At 71.1% G+C, this 20204-nt stretch carries 9 protein-coding genes and 1 pseudogene; 5 read left to right on the plus strand and 5 right to left on the minus strand.

Going from position 1 to position 20204, the window contains the following annotated elements:
• The first annotated feature begins 34 nt into the window (after window positions 1-34).
• The 5 genes from WMF11_RS29630 to WMF11_RS29650 all read left to right on the plus strand — a co-directional run bounded on the left by WMF11_RS29630 (window position 35) and on the right by WMF11_RS29650 (window position 9521).
• Entirely contained in the window at window positions 35-3580 is a 3546-nt protein-coding gene (locus WMF11_RS29630) for a kelch repeat-containing protein (RefSeq protein ID WP_437973086.1), read from the plus strand.
• A 164-nt stretch (window positions 3581-3744) separates the two neighbouring features.
• Window positions 3745-5025 (plus strand): radical SAM protein, encoded by a 1281-nt coding sequence (locus tag WMF11_RS29635; RefSeq protein WP_437973087.1) that lies wholly within the window; start codon window positions 3745-3747, stop codon window positions 5023-5025.
• A complete protein-coding gene (locus tag WMF11_RS29640) occupies window positions 5022-5987 on the plus strand; it encodes a hypothetical protein (RefSeq protein WP_437973088.1) in 966 nt (321 codons plus the stop codon). The genes WMF11_RS29635 and WMF11_RS29640 overlap by 4 nt, the downstream gene beginning before the upstream one ends.
• A 189-nt stretch (window positions 5988-6176) precedes the next feature.
• Window positions 6177-7124, plus strand: coding sequence for a glycine zipper family protein (locus WMF11_RS29645; protein WP_437973089.1), 948 nt, complete (start codon window positions 6177-6179; stop codon window positions 7122-7124).
• A gap of 183 nt (window positions 7125-7307) precedes the next feature.
• Window positions 7308-9521: a hypothetical protein gene (locus WMF11_RS29650; RefSeq protein ID WP_437973090.1), complete on the plus strand. Its 2214-nt coding sequence runs from the start codon at window positions 7308-7310 to the stop codon at window positions 9519-9521.
• Window positions 9522-9791: 270 nt separating this feature from the next.
• Here the strand turns inward: WMF11_RS29650 and WMF11_RS29655 are convergent, their stop codons facing one another.
• From WMF11_RS29655 to WMF11_RS29675, 5 genes and pseudogenes are all read right to left on the minus strand, one after another.
• Window positions 9792-11102 (minus strand): hypothetical protein, encoded by a 1311-nt coding sequence (locus WMF11_RS29655; RefSeq protein ID WP_437973091.1) that lies wholly within the window; start codon window positions 11100-11102, stop codon window positions 9792-9794.
• A 69-nt stretch (window positions 11103-11171) separates the two neighbouring features.
• Complete coding sequence (locus WMF11_RS29660) at window positions 11172-14498, minus strand: RHS repeat-associated core domain-containing protein (protein ID WP_437973092.1); 3327 nt, start codon at window positions 14496-14498, stop codon at window positions 11172-11174.
• A 298-nt stretch (window positions 14499-14796) separates the two neighbouring features.
• Window positions 14797-15195: pseudogene (locus WMF11_RS29665) on the minus strand (DUF6531 domain-containing protein); the annotation flags it as partial.
• A gap of 402 nt (window positions 15196-15597) precedes the next feature.
• On the minus strand, window positions 15598-16989 hold the full coding sequence (locus tag WMF11_RS29670) for a hypothetical protein (protein ID WP_437973093.1): 1392 nt from the start codon (window positions 16987-16989) through the stop codon (window positions 15598-15600).
• Between the two features lie 111 nt (window positions 16990-17100).
• Window positions 17101-20040, minus strand: coding sequence for a DUF4215 domain-containing protein (locus tag WMF11_RS29675; RefSeq protein ID WP_437973094.1), 2940 nt, complete (start codon window positions 20038-20040; stop codon window positions 17101-17103).
• Between the last annotated feature and the right edge of the window lie 164 nt (window positions 20041-20204).

Below are 20204 nucleotides of genomic sequence, written 5' to 3' on the forward strand. Positions count from 1 at the left end.
GCGCGCAACAGAAGGCGGCGGAGGCCATCGGGACATGAGATCGATCGGAAGGCTCGGGAGCGCCGCTGCCTGCGGGTTCGTGGCACTGTGCGCGAGCGTCGCGTCGGCGGCCACCGCGCCGTCCTGGGAGAGCGTGCCGCCGATGATCACCCCGCGGGGCGAGCATACGGCCACGGTGCTGAAGGACGGCAGGGTGCTCGTCGCGGGTGGATACCCGGAGCTGGACGACCCGCCCTACACGACGAGAGAGGCGATGAGCCTCCGGGCCGTCGAGATTTACGACCCGGCGATCAGGACATGGTCGCCTGCGGCGCCGCTCCTCCAGGCCCGCAGCGGACACGCGGCCGTCCTGCTGCCAGACGGCCATGTCCTCGTGGCCGGCGGCAGGACGAGGAACGCAGCGGCGCTGGGAACGTCCCTGCCTTCGGCCGAGATCTACGACCCGATGACCGACACCTGGACGCCCGCAGGGCCGCTGTCGATACCCCACCCCGCGCCCTCGATGATGCTCGCCGGCGGCAGGCCGGTGCTCGTCGGCCTGGGCTGGGACAAGGCGGATCGCAACATGGACGGCGTGGCCGACCTGCGTTATTACATGAATTCGGCCATCTACGACCCGGAGTCGCGCGGCTGGACAGAATTGCCGTTCTGCAAATCCGTGGACCGGTACGGGGACTACGGGCCCAGTCCCGTGAGCGCAACGCTGCTCCAGGACGGCCGGGTCATGGTGACAGGAGCCGGCTGCAGCCTCTATGACCTGGAGACCCGGCTCTGGACCTGGGAGAACGGGGCCGTAAGGCCGACGACCGAGCACGAGGCCCCCAGCGCGACGACGCTCCCGGGCGGCGGGGTCCTGGTCCTGGGAGGCATCGGCGCCGCTCCGGGCCCGGCTGATCCCGCCTTCTCGCAGGTCTATTTCCCGCAGGACGATCGATGGGCGCCGACTTCCGGGTCGTATGCTCCGGCCTCGACGCCGTGCGCTGTGCGCGGCTCGGGCATCGAGGGAATGCGCACATCGCTGCTCCCGAGCGGAAAGGTGCTGCTCACGGGAGGTGTGGAGCTCTGTTTTGCGCAGGGGGCGAGGGACCCCATCCATCCCTTCTACGCGACCCGCGCGATCTTCGACGAGGCGACCCTCTCCTGGTCGAGCCTCGATCTGGAGCCGCCCGAAACCATGGCGCGCGCCCGCCATTCCTCGACGCGGCTCAACGACGGCAGCGTGCTGATCGCCGGCGGCTACATCGACGCCACGACCGCCACGGCGTCTGCCGTGCTCTTCCGAGAGCGCTCGCCGCTCGGCGCCGCCTGCGAGACGGACAGCGACTGCGGGAGCGGCTCCTGCGCGGACTCGGTCTGCTGCGACGCGGCCTGCGCCGGGCCCTGCGACGCCTGCGCGGCGGCCTCGGGCGCGTCGCAGGACGGCGTCTGCACCCCGCTCACCGGCGTCACCTGCGACGACACGGACGCGTGCGTCGTCGGGGGTGTTTGCGAGGCGGGCGCGTGCGTCGACGGCGCGGCCGCGCCGGACGGGACCCCCTGCAGCGACGGCGACGTGTGCTCCGAGGCGAGCGCTTGCGTGGGCGGGGCCTGCGTGGGGTCGAGCCTCGCGGTGTGCCTGCCCGTCGACGACTGTCATGAAGCGCCGGTGTGCGACCCCGCGGCGGGGTGCGCGGCGCCCGCGTCCATGAAGCCGGACGGCGCGCCCTGCGACTTCGCCGGTTCCGCAGAGGGTTGGGAGGTGACGGGGCGGATGGGCGTCCTCCTCAACCAGCCCGGGGCCACGCTGCTCCAGGATGGAACGCTGCTCATGATCGGGTTCGGCGAGACAGGCAATCCGCCGCAGCCGGGCAATGTCTGGCTCCGCTACGACCCGAGCACGGGCTCGTGGCAGCCGCCGGCGAAGCTGGACGGGCTGAAGCTGCCGTCGAGGCTCGTATCGCTTCCTGACGGGACGGCCCTGGGGCTCCCCGATCGCCCGCTCCGGCGCCCCTCGCCGACGATGCGATTCGACCCTGAGACGGGCGTGTGGACGCCGGCCGCGGCCAGCACCGGGCCGCGCCTTATCACCCGCGCGACGGTCACGCCGCTCGCGGACGGCCGGGTGCTCGTCGCCGGCGGCGACAACAACGTCGACGCTGGCGCAGAAAAGGTCGAGATCTACGACTCCGTGACGGACACGTGGACCCTGGCGGCGCCCATGAACGTCCCGCGGAGCCTCGCCACGGCGACGTTGCTGCAGGACGGCAGGGTCCTCGTCGCGGGCGGAGACGAGGACTCCCCGAGGGTGAGCGCGGAGATCTACGACGCGGCGGCCAACACGTGGACGCGCGTCGCCTCGATGAACTGGAGCCGCCAACAGCACGCGGCAACGCTGCTTCTGGACGGCCGGGTGCTCGTCGTCGGGGGACGCGGAGGAAGCAGCAGAAGCAACCTGGAGATGGCCGAGATCTACGATCCGGCGAGCGACACCTGGACCTCGACGGGAGCGACGGTCGAGCCACGGTACTCCCCCACCAGCGCGGCGCTCCTCCCCGACGGCAGGGTCCTGGTGACGGGCCTCCCGTCCGCATCCAGAGCCAATGACGGTGCCTTCACGGCGGAGATCTACGACCCGGCCAGCGACACCTGGACGCTCGCGCCGGCGCTGGACGTGAGGGATCAGAGCGCCGTGGTGGAGCGGCTCCACGACGGCCGTATCCTGATCGCCGGCGGCGGTACGAGCTATCAACGCCTCGACAATGCGTGGCTCTATGTCACAGCGCGGCCGGCGTCGTCCGGGATGTGCCAGAGCGGCGCCTGCGTGCCGGGCGGCGGCGGCGGGAGCGAGAGCGCGGGCGCGGGGGGCGGCAGCGACGGCGCCGGCGGCGGCACCACGGGCGAAGGCGGCGGGGCCGTGAGCGGCAGCGGCGGTGCAGGCGGCACGGCCGCGGGTGGCCACGGCGGAGGCGACGCCAGCAGCGGCGGCGGCGGCGCCAGCAACGGCGTAGGCGGCGGCGACACCAGCAGTGGCATCGGCGGCGGCGCCAGCAGCGGTGTCGGTGGTCATCCGGACGGCGGCGGCGGCGATGCCAGCAGTGGTATCGGTGGCAGCGCCAGCAGCGGCATCGGCGGCGACGCCGGCGCCGGCGTCGGTGGCAATCCAGGCGCCGGCGGCGGCGACGGGGGCAATCCAGGCGCCGGCGGCGGCGACGGGGGCAATCCAGGCGCCGGCGGCGGCGACGGGGGCAATGGCACCGGTGGCAACCCAGGCGGCGGAACCAGCGGCGGGGGCGACGGGGGCGCTGGCGGCGAAGGGGGCGCTGGCGGCACGGCCACAGGCGGCCAAGGCGGTGACACCAGCCATCAAGGAGGCGCCACATCGACCACGACCAGCGCGGGCGGCGAGGACTCCACGCCCACCGGCGCTGGCGCGACGGGCACGCAGAGCAGCGGCGGAGGTGAGCTCCCGAGCGCAGCAGGGGGCTGCGCCTGCCGCACGGCGACTGGCCCTCAGGAGACACCGGCCTGGCTGCTCGCCCTCGGGGCGCTCGCCGCCGCGCGGCTGCGCCGGCGCTTCACAAGGCCCCGCCGCGCCGCCTGAGCTCTCGAGAGCACGTGCGCCCATCGCACCGTGGCTCGTCGCCACTCCCCCGGATCATCTCGTCTTCGCAAGAGCCAGGCGCATGCCGATGGCCGACCTCGGGCATGCGCCCGCAGCGCCGCGAGCCTCACGTCCGGTTGACTCGACTCGGTGACTCATCGACCATGTCGTCCATGGTCCCCTTCGTTGCCTTCATTCCGCTGTCGAACTGGCTGCGGGGCTTCGATCGCTACGGGATGCGTTACTCGAAGGCGTTGATCCGTGAATCGACCTTCCCCGACGCTTTCTACATGCTGAAGGAAGACGAGCCCTTTGCGCCCGGGCTCGAGAAGGCGCGGAGGCTCGTGACGAGGCTCGGGCGGCCGAAGGATCGCGTCGTGGCGCTGCGGGCGCGGCTCCCCGTCGGGCCCGACGCGATGCGCCCGAACGACGTGACGGGCACGGGCATCGGCTGGCGCTGGCCGGCGAGCGAGATCCCCTTGAGCGGCGTGGCGTGGGTCGATGCGCAGGGCGCCCTCCTGCCCACCCGGCACGAGGAGATCACCGCGGAGGCCTTTCGCCTGGAGGACGCCGGCCTCGTCGACTGGGCGAAATGCCGGCCGCGGAGCATCTCGGTGCTGCCCGTCGCGAATGCTTGCCAGGCGCGTTGCGCATTCTGCTTCTCGAAGGCGAGCGTCTCGGATCTCGCGCGCCAGCAGAGCGCGACGCTGGAGCGCTACCTCGACTGGGCGAAGCGCGCGAAGGAGCGCGGCGCCGAGCGCGCCGTCATCACCGGCGGCGGCGAGCCGACATTGCTCGAGCCCGAACGGCTCCGCGCGCTCGTTCGTGGCCTGTCCGAGCTCTTCCCGAAGACCCTCCTCATCACGAACGGCGCGCGCCTCGACCTCGCGCAGGTCGAACGCCTCCGGGAGGCAGGGCTCACCACCCTCGCGGTGAGCCGGCACGGCGTGACGCGCGAAGACGACGCGCGCATCCTGGGGATCGAGGTCGACTCCGGCGCGCTGGGGGGCGCGCCGGGCCTCCGCACCCGGGCCATCTGCGTGCTCCAGCGCGGCGGCGTCGACGACGCCGCGAAGGTGCGCGCCTACCTCGAACGGAGCGCGGGAGAGGGGTTTCAGGAGGTGTGCTTCAAGGAGCTCTACATCTCGAGCCTCTCGGAGAACCCGTGGGCGCCGAGCGCGGCCAACCGGTATTGCGAGGCAAACCAGGTGCCTCTCTCGCTCGTGCTCCACACGCTCGCGGAGCTCGGCTTCGAGCGATGCGCGGAGCTCCCCTGGGGGAGCCCGGTCTTCGAAGGAACCATGAGAGGCCGTGTGCTCCGCGTGGCCGCCTACACCGAGCCATCGGTCGGCTGGGAACGGACACATGGCCTCGTCCGCTCGTGGAACGTGATGGCCGACGGGTCCTGCCTCGCCTCCCTGGAAGATCCGAGCTCGACGTTATGAAACACGAAGCGTTCCTCGCGCGCCGCGCCGAGCTCAGGGCCGCGCGTCCTTCGCTCGTCGATCTCTCGGAGCTCAACGTTTACCGGAGCCTCGCGCGTCTCTTCCCGGCCATCGCGCCCTCGACCCACCCGGAGGCGCCGTATCGCTGTCACCTCGCGGAGCGGTTCCTCGCGCGCCTCGAGCTCCCGCAGGCGCTCAAGCCGCGCACGCAGGTCAGCCACGGTATCCGTCGCTCGCTCCGCGCGTTGTTCGAGCTCCTCGCGAAGCGGGAAGCGCGCGTCGGCGTCCCCGCCGACGTCTACCCTGTTTACCAGCAGCTCGCGGCCGAGGCGGGAGCGACCGTCGTCCCGTGGAATGCGCGCCTCGGGTTACCTGCCCTCGACGGGCTCGACGCGGTGTTGATCTGCGAGCCCCTGAAGCCGTGGGGCTCGCGCCTGTCGCCGCTCGAAGCGGCCCGGCTCCGGCGCTGGGCGCGCGCGGACGAGCGGCGCATGCTGATCCTCGATTCGGCCTATGCGACGCCGCCGACGGAGCAGGCACGGGCGCTGCTCGACGACGAGAGCGCGATCCTCCTTGCCTCGCTGTCGAAGGGCTGGCTCATCCCGGAGCACGCGGGGCTCTGCGTCGTGCCCGAGCGTTTCCAGAGGGAGGCGCGGGACGCGTTCGCGAAGCTGCCGAAGGACGAGCCGCGGATCCGCATCGCCTACGCGGCGCTCACCGAACATGCCTCGCGGCCGCGGGAGGTCGGCGCGATCCTGGGAGAGCGCGCGCGCAGGCTCGACGCGCTGACGAGCGCGAGGCCCGATCTGAGAGCTTCCCGGTGCAACGGCTACTTCGCGATCTCGGCGAGGTCGTTCGGGGAACTGCTCGATCTCGGCATCCTCGGCGTGCCGGCGCCGGTCTTCGGTGGGCCCGAGGACCTCAGCGTGCTCTCGAGCCTCGAAGGCCAGGAAGCCCGCTGAGCCACGGCGCTCGGTGAATGGGTGCCTGTTGAGTTGACGTCACCTCTCCAGGCGGGCCGGATCGCATCTTGGTTGCGCGATCCCGGTAGCCCCCTGGTGGGAGGCTCGCGACAGGCGCCGGTCCATGCCTGTCAAGCCTTTTCGGCCGCGCGCCGGGCGACCGAATTTGGCCCCCTCCATCCCCTCCTTGTGATCCAATCGCAGACGCCGGTCGCGGGCGCCGCGTCCTGCCCGCGTCTGTCTATGACCGAGGTGCTCGCCGCATCGCTCGCGTTCCCTGCCGTGATCTTCACGGTCGCGCTCGCGCTCGCGCTCATCTACTGGCTGTTCGTCCTCCTGGGCGCGGTCGACCTCGACCTGCTCGGCGGCGCCCACGGCCACGCTGCCCCCGACCTCGGCGGGCTCGAAGGCGCCGCCAAGGGCGCGCTCGAGGGTGCCGCCAAGGGCGCCCTCGAAGGCGCCGTCAAGGGCTCGCTCGAAGGCGCCGCCAAGGGCTCGCTCGAGGGCGCTGCGACGGGCACGGCGGACGGGGCCGGCGGCGCGCATGACGCCGGCTCGCTCCTCGCCGCGCTCCAGCTGCACCGCGTGCCGGCGACCGTGTCGCTCACGCTGATCGCGGCGTTCGGCTGGTTCACGAGCGCCCTGTCGACGGTGCTCGTCGAGCCGCTCTGGCTCGGCTGGGGGCTGCCTGGCTGGACGCTCGGCGTCGCGGTGCTCGCCGGCTCGCTCGTCGCGGCCGTGCTCTCGACCTCGCTCGCGGTGCGGCCGCTCGGCCCGCTGTTCGTGACCCGGCACGGCCAGTCGAAGAAGGATCTCGTGGGCCGCGTGTGCGTCATCTCCACCGGGCGCGTCGACGAGCGCTTCGGCCAGGCGACGATCGACGAGGGCGGGGCGAGCCACATCCTCGACGTCCGGTGCGACACGCCCGGCGCGCTCCGCCGGGGCGACCGCGCGCTGCTCGTGAGCTGGGACCCGGACCGGGAGATCTTCAGCGTCGAGCCGCTCGACGCCCTCCTCGGCCCTCCCCCTCCCCTGGCCGAGCGGGGTGCGTCCCGCGTGGAAGCACGCCCGGCCGGCGTCGAGGAGGACGACGCGCCCGCGGCGCGCGCAGCGGACGAGCGGCAGCGCCGCGGCTGAACGCCGGCGCGGGCGCCGCCGCTGAACGCCGCTGTCGGGCGGGCGGTTTCGTGTACGCTCGTCCCCTAGGGGGCGTCATTCGGCCCCCGACCCGGCTCTGAGCGGGCCTGGCCGTCCGACCCTCACCGACGTGAACGCGGGGGCCGGCGCCCTCCCCTCCACCGAAACGCGAAGGAGCTCCGCGTGCCCCCTGTGACCGTCCCCTTAATCATCGTCCTCGTCGGCGTCCTCGCCTTCGTCGCCCTCGGGATGCTGGTGATGTACGCCAAGTTCTACCGCCAGGTGGATCAGGGCAAGGCGCTGATCATCAACACGAGAGGCCAGGACCCCATCGTCACCTTCACCGGGACGCTGGTGCTGCCGATCATCCACCGCGCCGAGTACATGGATATCTCGGTCAAGACGATCGAGATCGACCGGCGCGGCAAGGAAGGCCTCATCTGCAAGGACAACATCCGAGCGGACATCAAGGTCACCTTCTTCGTGCAGGTGAACAAGACGCAGGACGACGTGCGCACGGTCGCGCGGACCATCGGCTGCGTCCGCGCGTCGAACCCGGAGACGCTCGAGCAGCTCTTCGCCGCGAAGTTCTCCGAGGCGCTCAAGACGGTCGGCAAGCGCCTCAACTTCGAGGACCTCTACAAGGAGCGGCAGAAGTTCAAGGACGACATCATCGACGTCATCGGCAAGGACCTGAGCGGGTTCGTGCTGGCCGACGCGGCGATCGACTACCTGGAGCAGACGCCCATCGAGCTGCTCGACAAGGACAACATCATGGATGCCGAGGGCATCCGGAAGATCACCGAGCTCACGGTCGCGCAGAACGTCCTGACGAACGAGCTCCGCCAGAAGGAGCGGATGGAGATCGGCAGCCAGAACCTGAACTCCGACGAGGCCATCTTCCGCTTCGAGCAGCGCCGGGCCGAGGCCGAGGCGAAGAAGGCGAAGGAGATCGCGGTGGCGCAGGCGCGCGAGCAGAACGAGGCGGCGCGCATCGTGAGCGACGAGCGCAAGAAGACGGTGCTCCTCCAGGAGAAGAACGACGAGGAGGCCTTCGTCGCCCGCGAGGCGAAGGAGCGCGGCGTCTCGGTCGCCCAGAAGAACAAGGAGCGGGAGGTCGCGGTCGAGACCGAGCGCGTCGAGAAGGCGCGTCAGCTCGAGATCGTGAGCCGCGAGCGCGACGTGACGCTCCAGCAGATCGCGCGCGAGAAGGAGCTCGAGGTCCAGAGGAAGGACATCGCCGACGTGGTCCGGGCGAGGATCGCGGTCGAGAAGACGGTGGCCGAGGAGGAGGAGCGCATCAAGGACGTGCGCGCGGTGGCCGAGGCGACGCGCCTCAAGGACGTGACGCGCATCAACGCCGAGGCCGAGGCGCAGGAGCAGCTCGTCAAGCAGCTCAAGGGCGCCGAGGCGAGCGAGGAGGCGGCGAAGTTCCGGGCGCGCGAGAAGCTCATCACGGCCGACGCCGAGCTCGAGGCGAGCGACAAGGCCGCGCGCGCGAAGATCCGCCTCGCCGAGGGCCATCAGGCCGAGGCCGCGGCCGACGGGCTGGCGCGCATCCGGGTGAAGGAGGCCGACGCGCAGGCGATCGAGAAGCAGGGGTTCGCCGAGGCGCGCGTGGCGCTCGAGAAGATGAACGCCGCCGCCGCCGGCGAGGAGAAGCAGGGCCTCGCGCGGGTGATGGTCAAGGAGGCCGAGGCGATGGCGATCGAGAAGCAGGGGCGCGCCGAGGCGACGGTCGCGAAGGAGCGGCTGCTCGCCGAGGCGGCGGGCATCGAGCAGAAGGGGCTCGCCTCCGCGCGGACGCGCGAGGCCGAGGCGCTCGCCCTGGAGAAGACGGGCCTCGCCGAGGCGACCGCGATCAAGCAGCGGCTCCTGGCCGAGGCGGCCGGCACGGCGGAGAAGGCGGCGGCGATGAAGGCGCTCGACGGCGTCGGCCGCGAGCACGAGGAGTTCCGCCTCCGGCTCGAGAAGGAGCGCGCGGTGGAGCTCGAGTCGCTGCGCATCCGGGCCGAGATCGCCAAGGCGCAGGCCGAGATCCTGCACGGGGCGTTCGAGCACGCGAAGATCAACATCGTCGGCGGCGACGGGGCGTTCTTCGATCGCTTCGTCAAGGCGGTCACCCTCGGCCAGTCGCTCGACGGGCTGGTCGACCAGAGCGCGACGGTGCGCGCCCTGGCCGGCGACTACCTGAACGGCAACGCGAGCGTCACGGAGGACCTGAAGCAGCTCGTCGCGCCCGGTGGGAAGCCGTCGGACGGCACGCTGTCGGGGCTCCTGACGTCGCTCTTGCCGAGCGCCGACGCCGACGGGAAGAAGAAGATCGAGGCGCTCGCCCAGAAGGCGCGTGAGCTCGGCATCGACGAGCTCACGAAGCTGCGCGGCCCTCGCGCCTGAGCGGCGCTCTCCCGTTCCGGATACGGGCCCATCTCGACGTTTTCGGTGCCCGGCGCACCCGAGCCTCAGGATTGATCCTCTTGGGGCTCAGCGGAGTGCCCGTGCCCAGCCGAGGGCGGCGATGTCGAGCGCGATGACCTCACGGCGATCGTGACTCACAAATTCGACGGCGGGCCCATCGGCGAATCGCTCCCGAACGTGCGAGGGGACGAGGTGCCCTCCGAGGCCACGGAGAAGCGAGCTTCTCGAAATTATCGTGGTCTCACGAAGCTAAAAGAGGAATCCTCCGAGAGGGAAACCGGCGATCGCCTCTCGATCCGCTGCTTCAAGGCCAGCGCGGGTCCGGTCCGTCCAGATCACGGCCGGCCAGTCGGCAAACTGAGCGACGAGATCGGCGGGTGCGCCATGACGCGCGAGGACGAGCCGCTCCAAATGAGCCAGATCCCTCCGCCTCGCGAGCAGCGCCTCATACATGCCGCGTTGGGGCGTGATCTGTGACCAGAGATCGAGGCTCTCGATCTGCGCCAGGATCGGCTCGTCGAGCATGGCGCTCGTTGACTTCGCGTCGAGCGGAGCGTCCCACAACGCGAGGTGCCGAAGCGCCGGAAGGCGGTCAGGGCTGAGTGCAGCCAGAACCGAGGACAGTCCCGCCGCTTCCCAGCGGACCGTGACACGCTCGAGCTGGGGTAGCGGCGATGCGGTCAACCCGCCGAGCGCTCGGGCGTAGCATGCAAGGGCCAGCAATCCAGGCAACGCGTGTCCAAGCGCGCCTCCAGCTCGCGAGGTAACGGTCAGGTGCGAGACGCGGTCGATACGGCCGTGCTCGATGAGAAAAGAAACGAACGGATCGAGCTCCGCGTGGACCTCGATGCGCAGGCGGCGGAGGAAGCGTCCGGCAGGATGGTGCAGCAAGCGGCGAAGCGCGTGGATGGCGTACGTGTGGGGTGCAGGCGGCTCGACGCGGGGATCGAAGCCGAGGTCGCGTGGATCGGCGCGCAGCAGCAGTGATTCAAATCCGTCCGCAAGGGCAACAGCGTCGGCGTCCGCCACGGTCGCCTCGCGAACGAACCCAAGGAAATGCTCGTACGAGAAGGTGCCAGGAAGAGCGTGCTGGACATCGTCGAGGGCACCAAAGAGGCGGCCCCCGTGCGCCCGCAGCAGCTCATCCTCACGCTTGCGCAGATCCGGTGTGTCCGCTCGAAGGCGTGCAGCTTCAATTTCAATGAGTTCGCCCCGCGGGTCTCCTGATGCGCGGAGCAGCTCCGCGAGAAGCAGGTAACCTGTGGGCTCTTCAGGCTCGTCGTCGATGAGCGACTCGACGTCAGTGTAGGATGAAGGGGGCGGCAGGGGATGGCGGAAGCCTGATGCGAGGAGCTTCGTTACGTGATGTTCGAACACCGTCACCGCCGCGATCGCGCTGTCGTATACATGATGCTTGGTTCCGTGAATGCCGCCGCCCGCGAGGCTCTGCCCGAAGGTGTGGCCGAGAATGCGCAGCGTTGCGTGCTGAGAGGTGCTCGGTTCGACCAGGTTGAACTCGAATGCTCCCGCGGGGAGTGGGTCTCGTTGCTCTGCTCTCATGCTAGGATTTGCCATGACATAGGTTCCTCAGAGCCCTTGTGAGCGCGCGCCGAGGGAGCGCTCAGCGGTTCAACGACGATGCCAGAATCCGCGCTCTTCGTCGTATGTCCAGGTGCCGAGCCCGCTGCGTCCGGGCGCCTGTCCTGGAGTCCCGCCGCGGTTGCGTGGATCGTTGAAGCTGGAGGCAGCACGGTTGCCGTGGTCGGAGAGGAAGCCACTCGTGGGTCTGGTGGTCCTTGTCTGAGTCCCACTGCGTTCCTGACTCCCGTACCCGGGCGCGATCACGCCGTTCGGCGGGTTCATCCCGGCAAGCGCGTAAAGGCGGGGGATCGTCTGTGAGCAATTGGGGCACGACGCGCGTGGCACTCCGGCCATGGATGAGGCGATGCCGTCGCTCTGGTTGATCTCACCCATCGCTCTTCGCAGGTGCTGCTTCCAGTCAGGATCACCTGGCCGGCACGATAGGCCAGTTCTGTTCTCCCAGTCCTCAAGGTGGGCGCTCAGCGCCTGCGGTTCTGCGCAGTCCTGTGGCTGGACGTTCGCGTCGTGACCGCGAGCGTTCGATGGGGGCAGCGCCGCCTGAACAGCAGGGTGGAGATCGCTCCGGCGCCGCCCACGGCTTGGTGCCGTTATCGTCGAGCCATCCGTCCGCGTGATGGTGCACTCCATCCGCGCCAGGCCGCTGAAATCGACCCAATCTATCGTGAAATTGTCAACATACGCATACGCCTTGATCCCTCCCTCGATCCCGATCGGCTCCGGGCTCAGGTACACCCCCGTCTCCGGGTCGTAGTACCTGTGCCAGTTGTAGTGGAGCCCCATCTCCTCGTCCGCATATTGCCCCGGAAACCTGAGAGGCGTGATGCTTGCTTGCTCCGCCGGCACGTCTCCGTAGAGCCCCGCTTCGAGCTCCTCCGCGACGCTCCCGTCGCCCTCGAACAGCGCCTCCGGAAACCCGTTCACGCCATGGACGAAGTACCTGAGCGCACCTGCCGTGCCGTCCCGCTGCGCGAGTGGCAGCACGCTCTCCGGAAGGGTGACGTAGCTCCGCTCTTCCACGACGAGCGCCTCCCCATCCCGCGCTCGCTCGGTGCGCTCGTGCACCATCACATCGCCGCGCCAGGCATACCTTGCCCTGCTCTCGACCTGCCCGAGCCGCGCCACGCGCTTCTCGATCCTGCGGCCGAAGGCGTCATAGGCGAACGAGATCGTCCTCCCCTCCGAAGTCCGCACCTGCGTGAGCCGCCCATCGCTGCTCCAGTCGTAGGTCCACACGAGCTCGCGCCGCACCTCCCCATCGCCGTCCAGCTCGCTCACGCGCTTGCGCACCACATCGCCGCGCTCGCTGTAGTCGTACTGCACGGTCTCTTGTCCCGTCGTGCGCGCCGTCAACCGTCCTCCCAGTGCGTACGTCCGCTGCTCGCCAGCTCGCTCCACCTCTCCCGCCGCGGTGAAGCGGAACCGCTCCGCCGCCTTGCCCGCCTTGCGCCGCTCGACGACGCGACCGTTCGCATCGCGGAGCAGCTCTCCCACCGTGCCGCCGAGGTCCTCGTCGGTGCGTAGCAGCCCCGCAGGGGACCAAGCGTACGTCCTTCGCCACGTCTCGCGCGACGGCAGCGGCCCCACCCACGCGGGCTCTCCCGGACCGACGCGCGGCGCGGTGGGTCTGCCGAGCACGCGCTGCCGCTCCATCCACCCCTCCGCGTTGACCTCGGTCGCGATGGCACCGCCGCCCGGCAAGAGCCGCTCGACCTCGAAGCCGCGCGCGTCGTAGGCGAGGCGCAGCGGCTCGCGCTCTCCGCTGCTCTGCACGGCGACGGGCCGCCCCCGGACGTCGCGCTGCACGCTCATCTCGCCCCCCGGCCCGCGGACGGAGGTGGCCTTGCCCATGCCGTCGTAGGTCCACGCGAACGCCGCGAGCACCTCGGCGCCCCGCCGCGTCACCTCGGTCGTCACCCGCCCCCGCCGGTCGTAGGTGTACTCGCACTCGATGTCGCCGCTGACCGCGCGCTCGATCCGGCCGACCGGATCGTACTCGAACACGTCCTCGCGCCCGTCGGAGGTGCTCCGCTTCACGAGCCTGCCGAGCGGATCGTACTCGAGATCGACGCGCTCGAGACCGCACTCCCTCCGGACGATCCTGCCCAGCAGGTCGAGCCTGTACCGGATCTCCCGCCCATCGAAGGTCCGCTCGCCGGTGATGCGCCCCTCGGCGTCGCGCTCGATCCGGTGCTCCTCGCCCACCTCGTTGACGATGCGCACCAGGTCCTGCTCGCGGTCGTAGCGGTACCGCACCGTGCTCCCGTCGGGCCTCACGAGCTCGGTGACGACGTGGAAGCCGCCCCAGCGCAGCGTGGTCGCGCGCCCATCGGCGTCGCTGATCCTCGCCAGGTTGCCGTCGGTGTCGAAGTCGTAGCGCGTCACCGCGCCGCTCGGCCCGAACACGGCCGCGAGCCTGCCGCAGGCGTCGTACGCGAAGCGGGTCTCGTGCCCCCGTTCGTCCACGAAACCCATCACCCGGCCGAGGAAGTCGTAGCGGATGCGCCGCTCGGCGCCGTCGGGCTCGACGACGCGGACGCGGTTCGCGAGCGCGTCGTACTCCATGCGCGTCTCGCCGCCGTTCGGCAGGGTCGCGCCGATCAGCAGGCCGCGCGTGTCGTAGGCGAATCCGACGACGAACCCCATGTCATCATAGACGGCCACCACATCGCCGCGCGCGTCGCGGTCGTAGCGCGCGGTGTCGCCGAGCGCGTCGGTCATGGCCGAAACGAACCCGCGCGCGTCGTGCTCGTAGGCGGTCCTGTTCGCCGCCGGATCGACCTCGGCCAGGAGCCGCCCGTCCGCGTCGCGCTCCCAGCGGAAGACCTGCCCCAGCGCGTCCCGGTACTCGCGCAGCGCGCCGGTGTCGTCGTAGCCGAACATGTGTACGCCGCCGCCCGCGCCCCAGACCATCCGGTCGAGCTTGCCGAACACATTGCCGTCGACCCGCCGGATTGCGCGTGAGGTGATCACCTCCGTGAGCACGCCATCGTGGTGGTCGACCTTGACGTGCAGGAACCCCTTCGCCCGCGAACCGTCGCTCAAGGTCCCCCGCACGCCGTCGTCGAGCGCGTCGTTGCCCTCGCGGTGACACCACCCCTCGATGCAGCGCCTGTCCTTGTAGCGAAACTCCGCCACGAGCCCGCCGGGCTCTTCCCTCCGCACCAGGCGATGGTCCTCGTCGTAGGCGAAGCGGTGCGCGTGCCCCGCGGCGTCCTCGGCCGCGACGAGGTCGCCGCGCGCGTCGAACGCGTACCGCCGCCTTGTCTCCCACCGACCGTGCGCAAAGGCGTTCTTGACCTCGAAGGCGACGATGCGCCCGTCGCCGTGCCGCCGCACGCGCACGACACGGCCCACGCTGTCGATAACCTGTGCGAGGCGGCCGTCTTCGTAGGCGAGCGAGATGGGCGTTGTCGTGGATGTCGACGATCCGGCTCAACAGCCAGCGGCTGCCCCGCGGCTCCGCGAACAGGTACGCCAGCCCTTCCGCTGCGAGCGCGTAGCCCCACGCGTACCGCGTCAGCAGCCCGCATGGGAGCCGCGCCGACTCGCCCGGCTCGAGCTTCCTCGGCAGCTCCGTCGCCGCCGCGTGCGGCTCCAGCACCCGCAGGCCACGGCGCCGCTCCTCGACCTGCCACGCGAGCGAGTGCGTCCAGCCGAAGCCCAGGCCGCAATCCTCCTCGGCGAGCGCCGAGCTGTAGCTGCGCTTGATCACGAGCGGGATCGCGCCGGGCAGCGCGAGATCGACGACCGCCACCGTGGTCACACGCCCGGTGATCGGATCGACCGGATCGCCCGCGTGCGTGCCGCCGCCGCTGCCATGCGTGGGGTTGGGGCAGCCGCCGCCGCTGCCCGGCCCGCAGCTGCCAGCGTCCTTGCCGCCGCCGCGCGCGCCGTTGCCGCCGTTCTTCCCATCACCGTCCTGGCCGTCGCCGCGGCCATTTCCGCCGCGACCGTTTCCACCTCCGCCGCCCCCGCCGCCGCCGAGGATGAAGACGCCGGGGTTCATGCCGGGGATCACCATCGCATTCGGAAAAGGAGCCGTTCGCGCCATGCGGGCATGCTCGGCGAGAGGAGTGCCGATCGCAACCCGCGCGCAGCTCCTCCACGTGCTCGACCGCGCCGTTGACGACGCGGCGGCGGTCCCCCCGCCGTTGCCGTGTCCCCGGGGCGCGTCGGCGACGCGGCGGCGGCTCCCCGAGGCGCATCGCCGACGCGGCGCTGCACGCCGGCGCGCGTCCCCCCACGCGCCGCTGCACACCGGCGCGCGTCCCCCCACGCGCCGCTGCACGCCGGCGCGCGTCCCCCCACGCGCCGCTGCATGCCGGCTCGCGTCGCCGACCGCCGCCTCCGGGATCCGCGAGAGCTCGCCCGAGCGGACGGGGCTCCCGGCCGCCTCCGGGGCAAGCTTCTCGCCGACCACTACCGATCTCCCGATGTCATCGCGCCATGATCGCTACCGCTTCCTCGTCACGTGGATCACGGCGGCGAGGCACATCTCGTCGAGGGTGCTCTCGCCGAGGTGCACGTCCACCGGGGCGGGGAGGTGCTGCTCCTTGAGCGCCTTCGCGAGGAATGGATTGCCGTTCGAGTTGTCGTACGTGCAGCGCATCGTCAGCAGGTCGCCGCCGCGGAGGCGCGGGAGCTGCTCGATGGGAGCGTCGTAGTAGAACCCGCGCTGCCACGAGAAGTCCCACCTCGGCGTCTGCACCAGGCACTGCTCCGCAGGCGCGTCGGCGGCGCCCTCCTCGCGGGCGAGGGTGACCTTCATGTCCGTGCCCACATAGTGCATGTGCGTGCCTGCGCCGTAGAGGTACGTCTCCGAGAGAGAGACCGCAGCGGGCAGCCTGAACTGCATGGTCTCGACATGGTCCTTCACGCCGGCGGGGATCAGGAACTCCACGCCATCCGCGTCGTTCGGCCCGGGGAGGAGGCCGCGCCCCTGCGCGAAGGGAGACTCGAAGTTGCCGATCAGCGCGATGCCCATGAGCCACTCCGGCACGCCCTGGGTGAAGCGCAGCTGGAGGCGCGTCGCGTCCGGCTCTGCGGTCGTCCCGGCCGGGTGATAGTGGACCTGCATCACAAGCCGCGCCCCCGCCGGGAGCTCAGCGCCGATGTTCGGCTCGAGCTCGATGGGCACGCCCCCCGGCGCCCACGCGGCGACGAGCTCGCCCGAGAACCCGGGGCCGCCAAAGCAGTCGTATCCGCCGTGCTCATCCACGAGCGCGTCGGTCGCGCCCTCCTTGTCGAGGAACACGAGCGCGTGGTGCACGACCTTGCTGTTGCCCGGCATGAGGTGAACGCCGTTGATGTACCGCGTCTCCGTGAGCCCAGGATCCATCACGAAACACCGGAACTGGTCGGCATCGCCGCTCGCGACGAACGGCTCCCGCGGCGCGACCTCCAGCTCGACGCCGGGCAGCCCCGGCGCCTCGGCCACGAACGGGGGCGGCGCGTCCGCCGGATCCCCCTCGGGAGCGCCCGAGGCGGCCCACGCCTCGAGGACCGCTATCTCCTCCTCCGTCAACCGGAGATCGTCCTTCCAGCCGTGAGGAGGCTGGCACTCGTCCGTCTCCATCGCACCCCACGGCGGCATCGTGCGGTCCCGCGCCGAGCGCGCGAGCAGGCTGGCCACGCTGTGCGCGGAGTCGTACGCCGTCAGGCTGAACGGGGCGATGTTGCCGGGAGAATGGCAGCTCATGCAGTGCTTCTGCAGCAGCGGCTCGACGTCTCGATGGAACGTCGGAGACGCCGCCGTGGAGCCCGGCGCTTCCTCGCCGGAGCACCCGAGAAAGAACCCCGGAAGGAGCGCGAGCAACGTGAGCGCGCCAGATGTCGAATTTCGCATGGTCCCCCTCTTCGATAGCCCGCGTGTTACGTGTGCTGCGCCGTCGAGAGGGCAGCGCGACGGCCCCAGGCGAGCCGCCGCGCTCCCGTCGCCGTCAGGGCGCGCGCTGGATCAGTGGATCTCGTTGTGACACGTGGCGCTGCAGTCGTCGCCGCTCGCGGTGTTGCCGTCGTCGCACTCCTCGAACGCCGTCTGCCGCACGCCGTCGCCGCAGTGCGGGCCGAACACGCAGCCCGGAGCGCACTCGCCGTAGCCGCCGTCGTTCTGTCCGTCGTCGCACTGCTCGGGCGGCGCCTGGGTCACGCCGTCGCCGCAGCGCGGGCCGTACACGCAGCCCAGAGCGCACTCGCCGTAGCCGCCGTCGTTCTGTCCGTCGTCGCACTCCTCGCCGAGCTCCCGCTGCACGCTCCCGTCGCCGCAGACGGCGCCGATCCGGCAACCGAGGCAGCCCATGCTGCCGTCGTTCACGCCGTCGTCGCACTCCTCGCCCCACGCGTCCTGGGTGACCCCGTCGCCGCACTTCGCCGCGTCGCCGCACTCCGCCGTACACCCGCCGTAGCGGCCGTCGTTCACGCCGTCGTCGCACGTCTCGTTGGGCTGCTGGACGACCGCGTCGCCGCACCGCGGCCCGATCACGCACTCCGCCGTGCACCCGCCGTAGCGGCCGTCGTTCACGCCGTCGTCGCACTCCTCGCCGAACTGGCTGTCGATCTCCTCGTCCCCGCAGCGGGGAGCCGCCACGCAGCCCGGCGCGCAAGCCTCGGAGCCATAGCCGCCCAGGTTGGTGCCGTCGTCGCAGATCTCGTACGGCGCGGTCGTCACCCCGTCGCCGCAGTAAAGCCCCAGCGTGCAGCTCGTCGAGCATTTCCCGTACCCCGCGCCGTTCTCGTCCTCGTCGTCGCACTGCTCGTCGGGCGTGACGATGCCGTCGCCGCACACGGGCTCGCACACGGACGAGGCCGCGTTGAAGCCCCCGAGCGTCAGCTTGTAGCTCGACGCCGTGGTGTGGCGCTCCGCCTGGAACACGACGACCTCGTAGACGCGCCCCTCCGTGAGGCCGAGGTCATCCATGAGCACCGTCCCGCGATCGTCCTCGACGCCGGCGACCTCGCCGGTCCCCATCGGGGTGTGGATGCCGCCGAGGTCGATGCGGAGCCGGTTGTTGATGAACACCCAGACGTCGTCGTCCCCGTAGAAATCGAGCCGCTCCCCGCCGTGGTACTCGAACCAGGTGCGGACCTCGCTCGTGAAGTAGAAGTTGTGGTTGCCCGCCGTGGCCCAGTCGTTGAACGGATCGCGGGCCTCGCGGCTCGCCTCGCGCTCCGCCGCCGGCACCGACGTGGCCTGCCAGCCCTTGCCGTCGAGCGGGAAGAACAGGTGATCCTCGAAGAGGAACACGTCCGACGTCCCGACCCGCGCGAGCGGGAGCCAGTCCACGACCGTCTTCGAGAGGGACGAGTTGTTGTACCAGCGGTTGAAATCGGTGGCGTTCGTGAGGAAGGCGTTGGGCCGCGCCGCGGCGAACTGGGGCTTGTTGTCGGCGCCCAGGAGGGCCTGCACGATGCCCGTGACGATGGCGTCCGGCGGGTTGGAGTCAGGCTCGAAGTTCGGCGCGTCGTGCTTGAAGTCGCGGTACACGATCGGCACGCGGAGCTCGTCGCCAAGGGTCGAGTCGTTCCGGCAGCTGTACCCCGGCTCGACCATGCACCCGCTCGAGCAGCCGTCGCCGCTCCTCGTGTTGCCGTCGTCGCACGCCTCGTCGCCGAGGCGCAGCCCGTCGCCGCAGGCCGACGAGCACCCGCTGTCGCCGCAATCCGGCTCGACCTGGCAGAACGGCGTGCAGCCGTCGCCGAGGTTGGCATTGCCGTCGTCACACGGCTCCGAGCCCTCCCTCTTCCCGTCGTTGCAGACGGTAGCGCGGCAGGTGTAGCCGCCGGTCGCCGGCTGGCACACGAGGCCAGGCTCCCACTTGCAGGTGGCGTCGCACCCGTCGCCATTCCTCGTATCGCCGTCGTCGCAGTCCTCGCCCCCGACGACGCGCCCGTCGCCGCAGACCGCCGTGCAGCGGCTCCCCGCGCGCGCGCAGTCGAACCCGGCCTCGAGGCCGCAGGTCGATGAGCAGCCGTCGCCCGAGACCGTGTTGCGGTCGTCGCACGCCTCGCCCACGCCGATCTGGCCGTCGCCGCACACGACCGTGAACGTGCAGTGCACGCCGTCCGGGCACTTCCAGCCGGCCTCGACAAGGCAGCTCGGCGAGCAGCCGTCGCCCGGCTCGGTGTTGCCGTCGTCGCACCGCTCGGTCGGCCGCAGGCGGCCGTCGCCGCAGCGCTCCACCGGCTTGCAAGGCTGCCCGGGGACAGGGCACGTGACGCTGCCAGGGTCCTCCAGCGCGCAGACCTCGGAGCAGCCGTCTCCGGACACCGCGTTCCCGTCGTCGCAGGTCTCCCCGCCCGAGACGCGCGCGTCGCCGCACGAGTGGAGCCGGTAACACGGCTCCCCCGGCGTCCGGCAGACCCAGTCGCCCGGCTCCCTCTGGCAGCGATCGTCGCAGCCGTCGCCCGAGGCGGTGTTGCCGTCCTCGCAGCTCTCGCCGGGCTCCACCGCCCCGTTGCCGCACGCGATCGTCGTGTGACAGAGCTCCCCGGGCTCGCAGACGCAGTACGGCTCCACCTTGCAGGCGCCAGAGCAGCAGTCTCCGGGGAGGCTGTTCCCGTCGTCGCACGCCTCGCTCCCCTGGTTGATCTCGCCGTCGCCGCACGCCGGCTCGACCGCGTCGCACTCCGGCGGAGGATCCGGCGATTCGCAGGGATCGCCCCCGGCGCCCCCGCTCCCGCCCGATCCGACCGTCATGAACCCGCCGAAGCTTCCGCTGCTGTCCTCACCGCCGGTGCCAGCAGCCCCGCCGCCCGCCCCGCCCTCGCCGCCCACGCCGCTGCCCGCGCCGCCCTCGCCGCCGCCGCCATCATCGCCGCCGCAGGCGACGAGCGGACCGGCGAGCATGACGAGGAGCACGGAAGTAAGTCTCTTTCCCAAGCCCATCGACGCCACCATCCCAACTTGCTTCAGAAGGTCGTCACGCTGTCCAAGCCACGCCGCGAGGCACCTCGAGCGACGAGGTGCACCGCTGGAGACGGGGTGAGCGCGTGTCCCACAGGCGCGCGCTCGCATCGACATGTGGGTCGCCCTCGTTCCCGCTCCATCGCAACGCAACCCCC

The sequence above is a fragment of the Sorangium sp. So ce295 genome (genome assembly GCF_051527405.1).
GTDB classification, from domain to species: Bacteria; Myxococcota_A; Polyangia; order Polyangiales; family Polyangiaceae; genus Sorangium; species Sorangium cellulosum_B.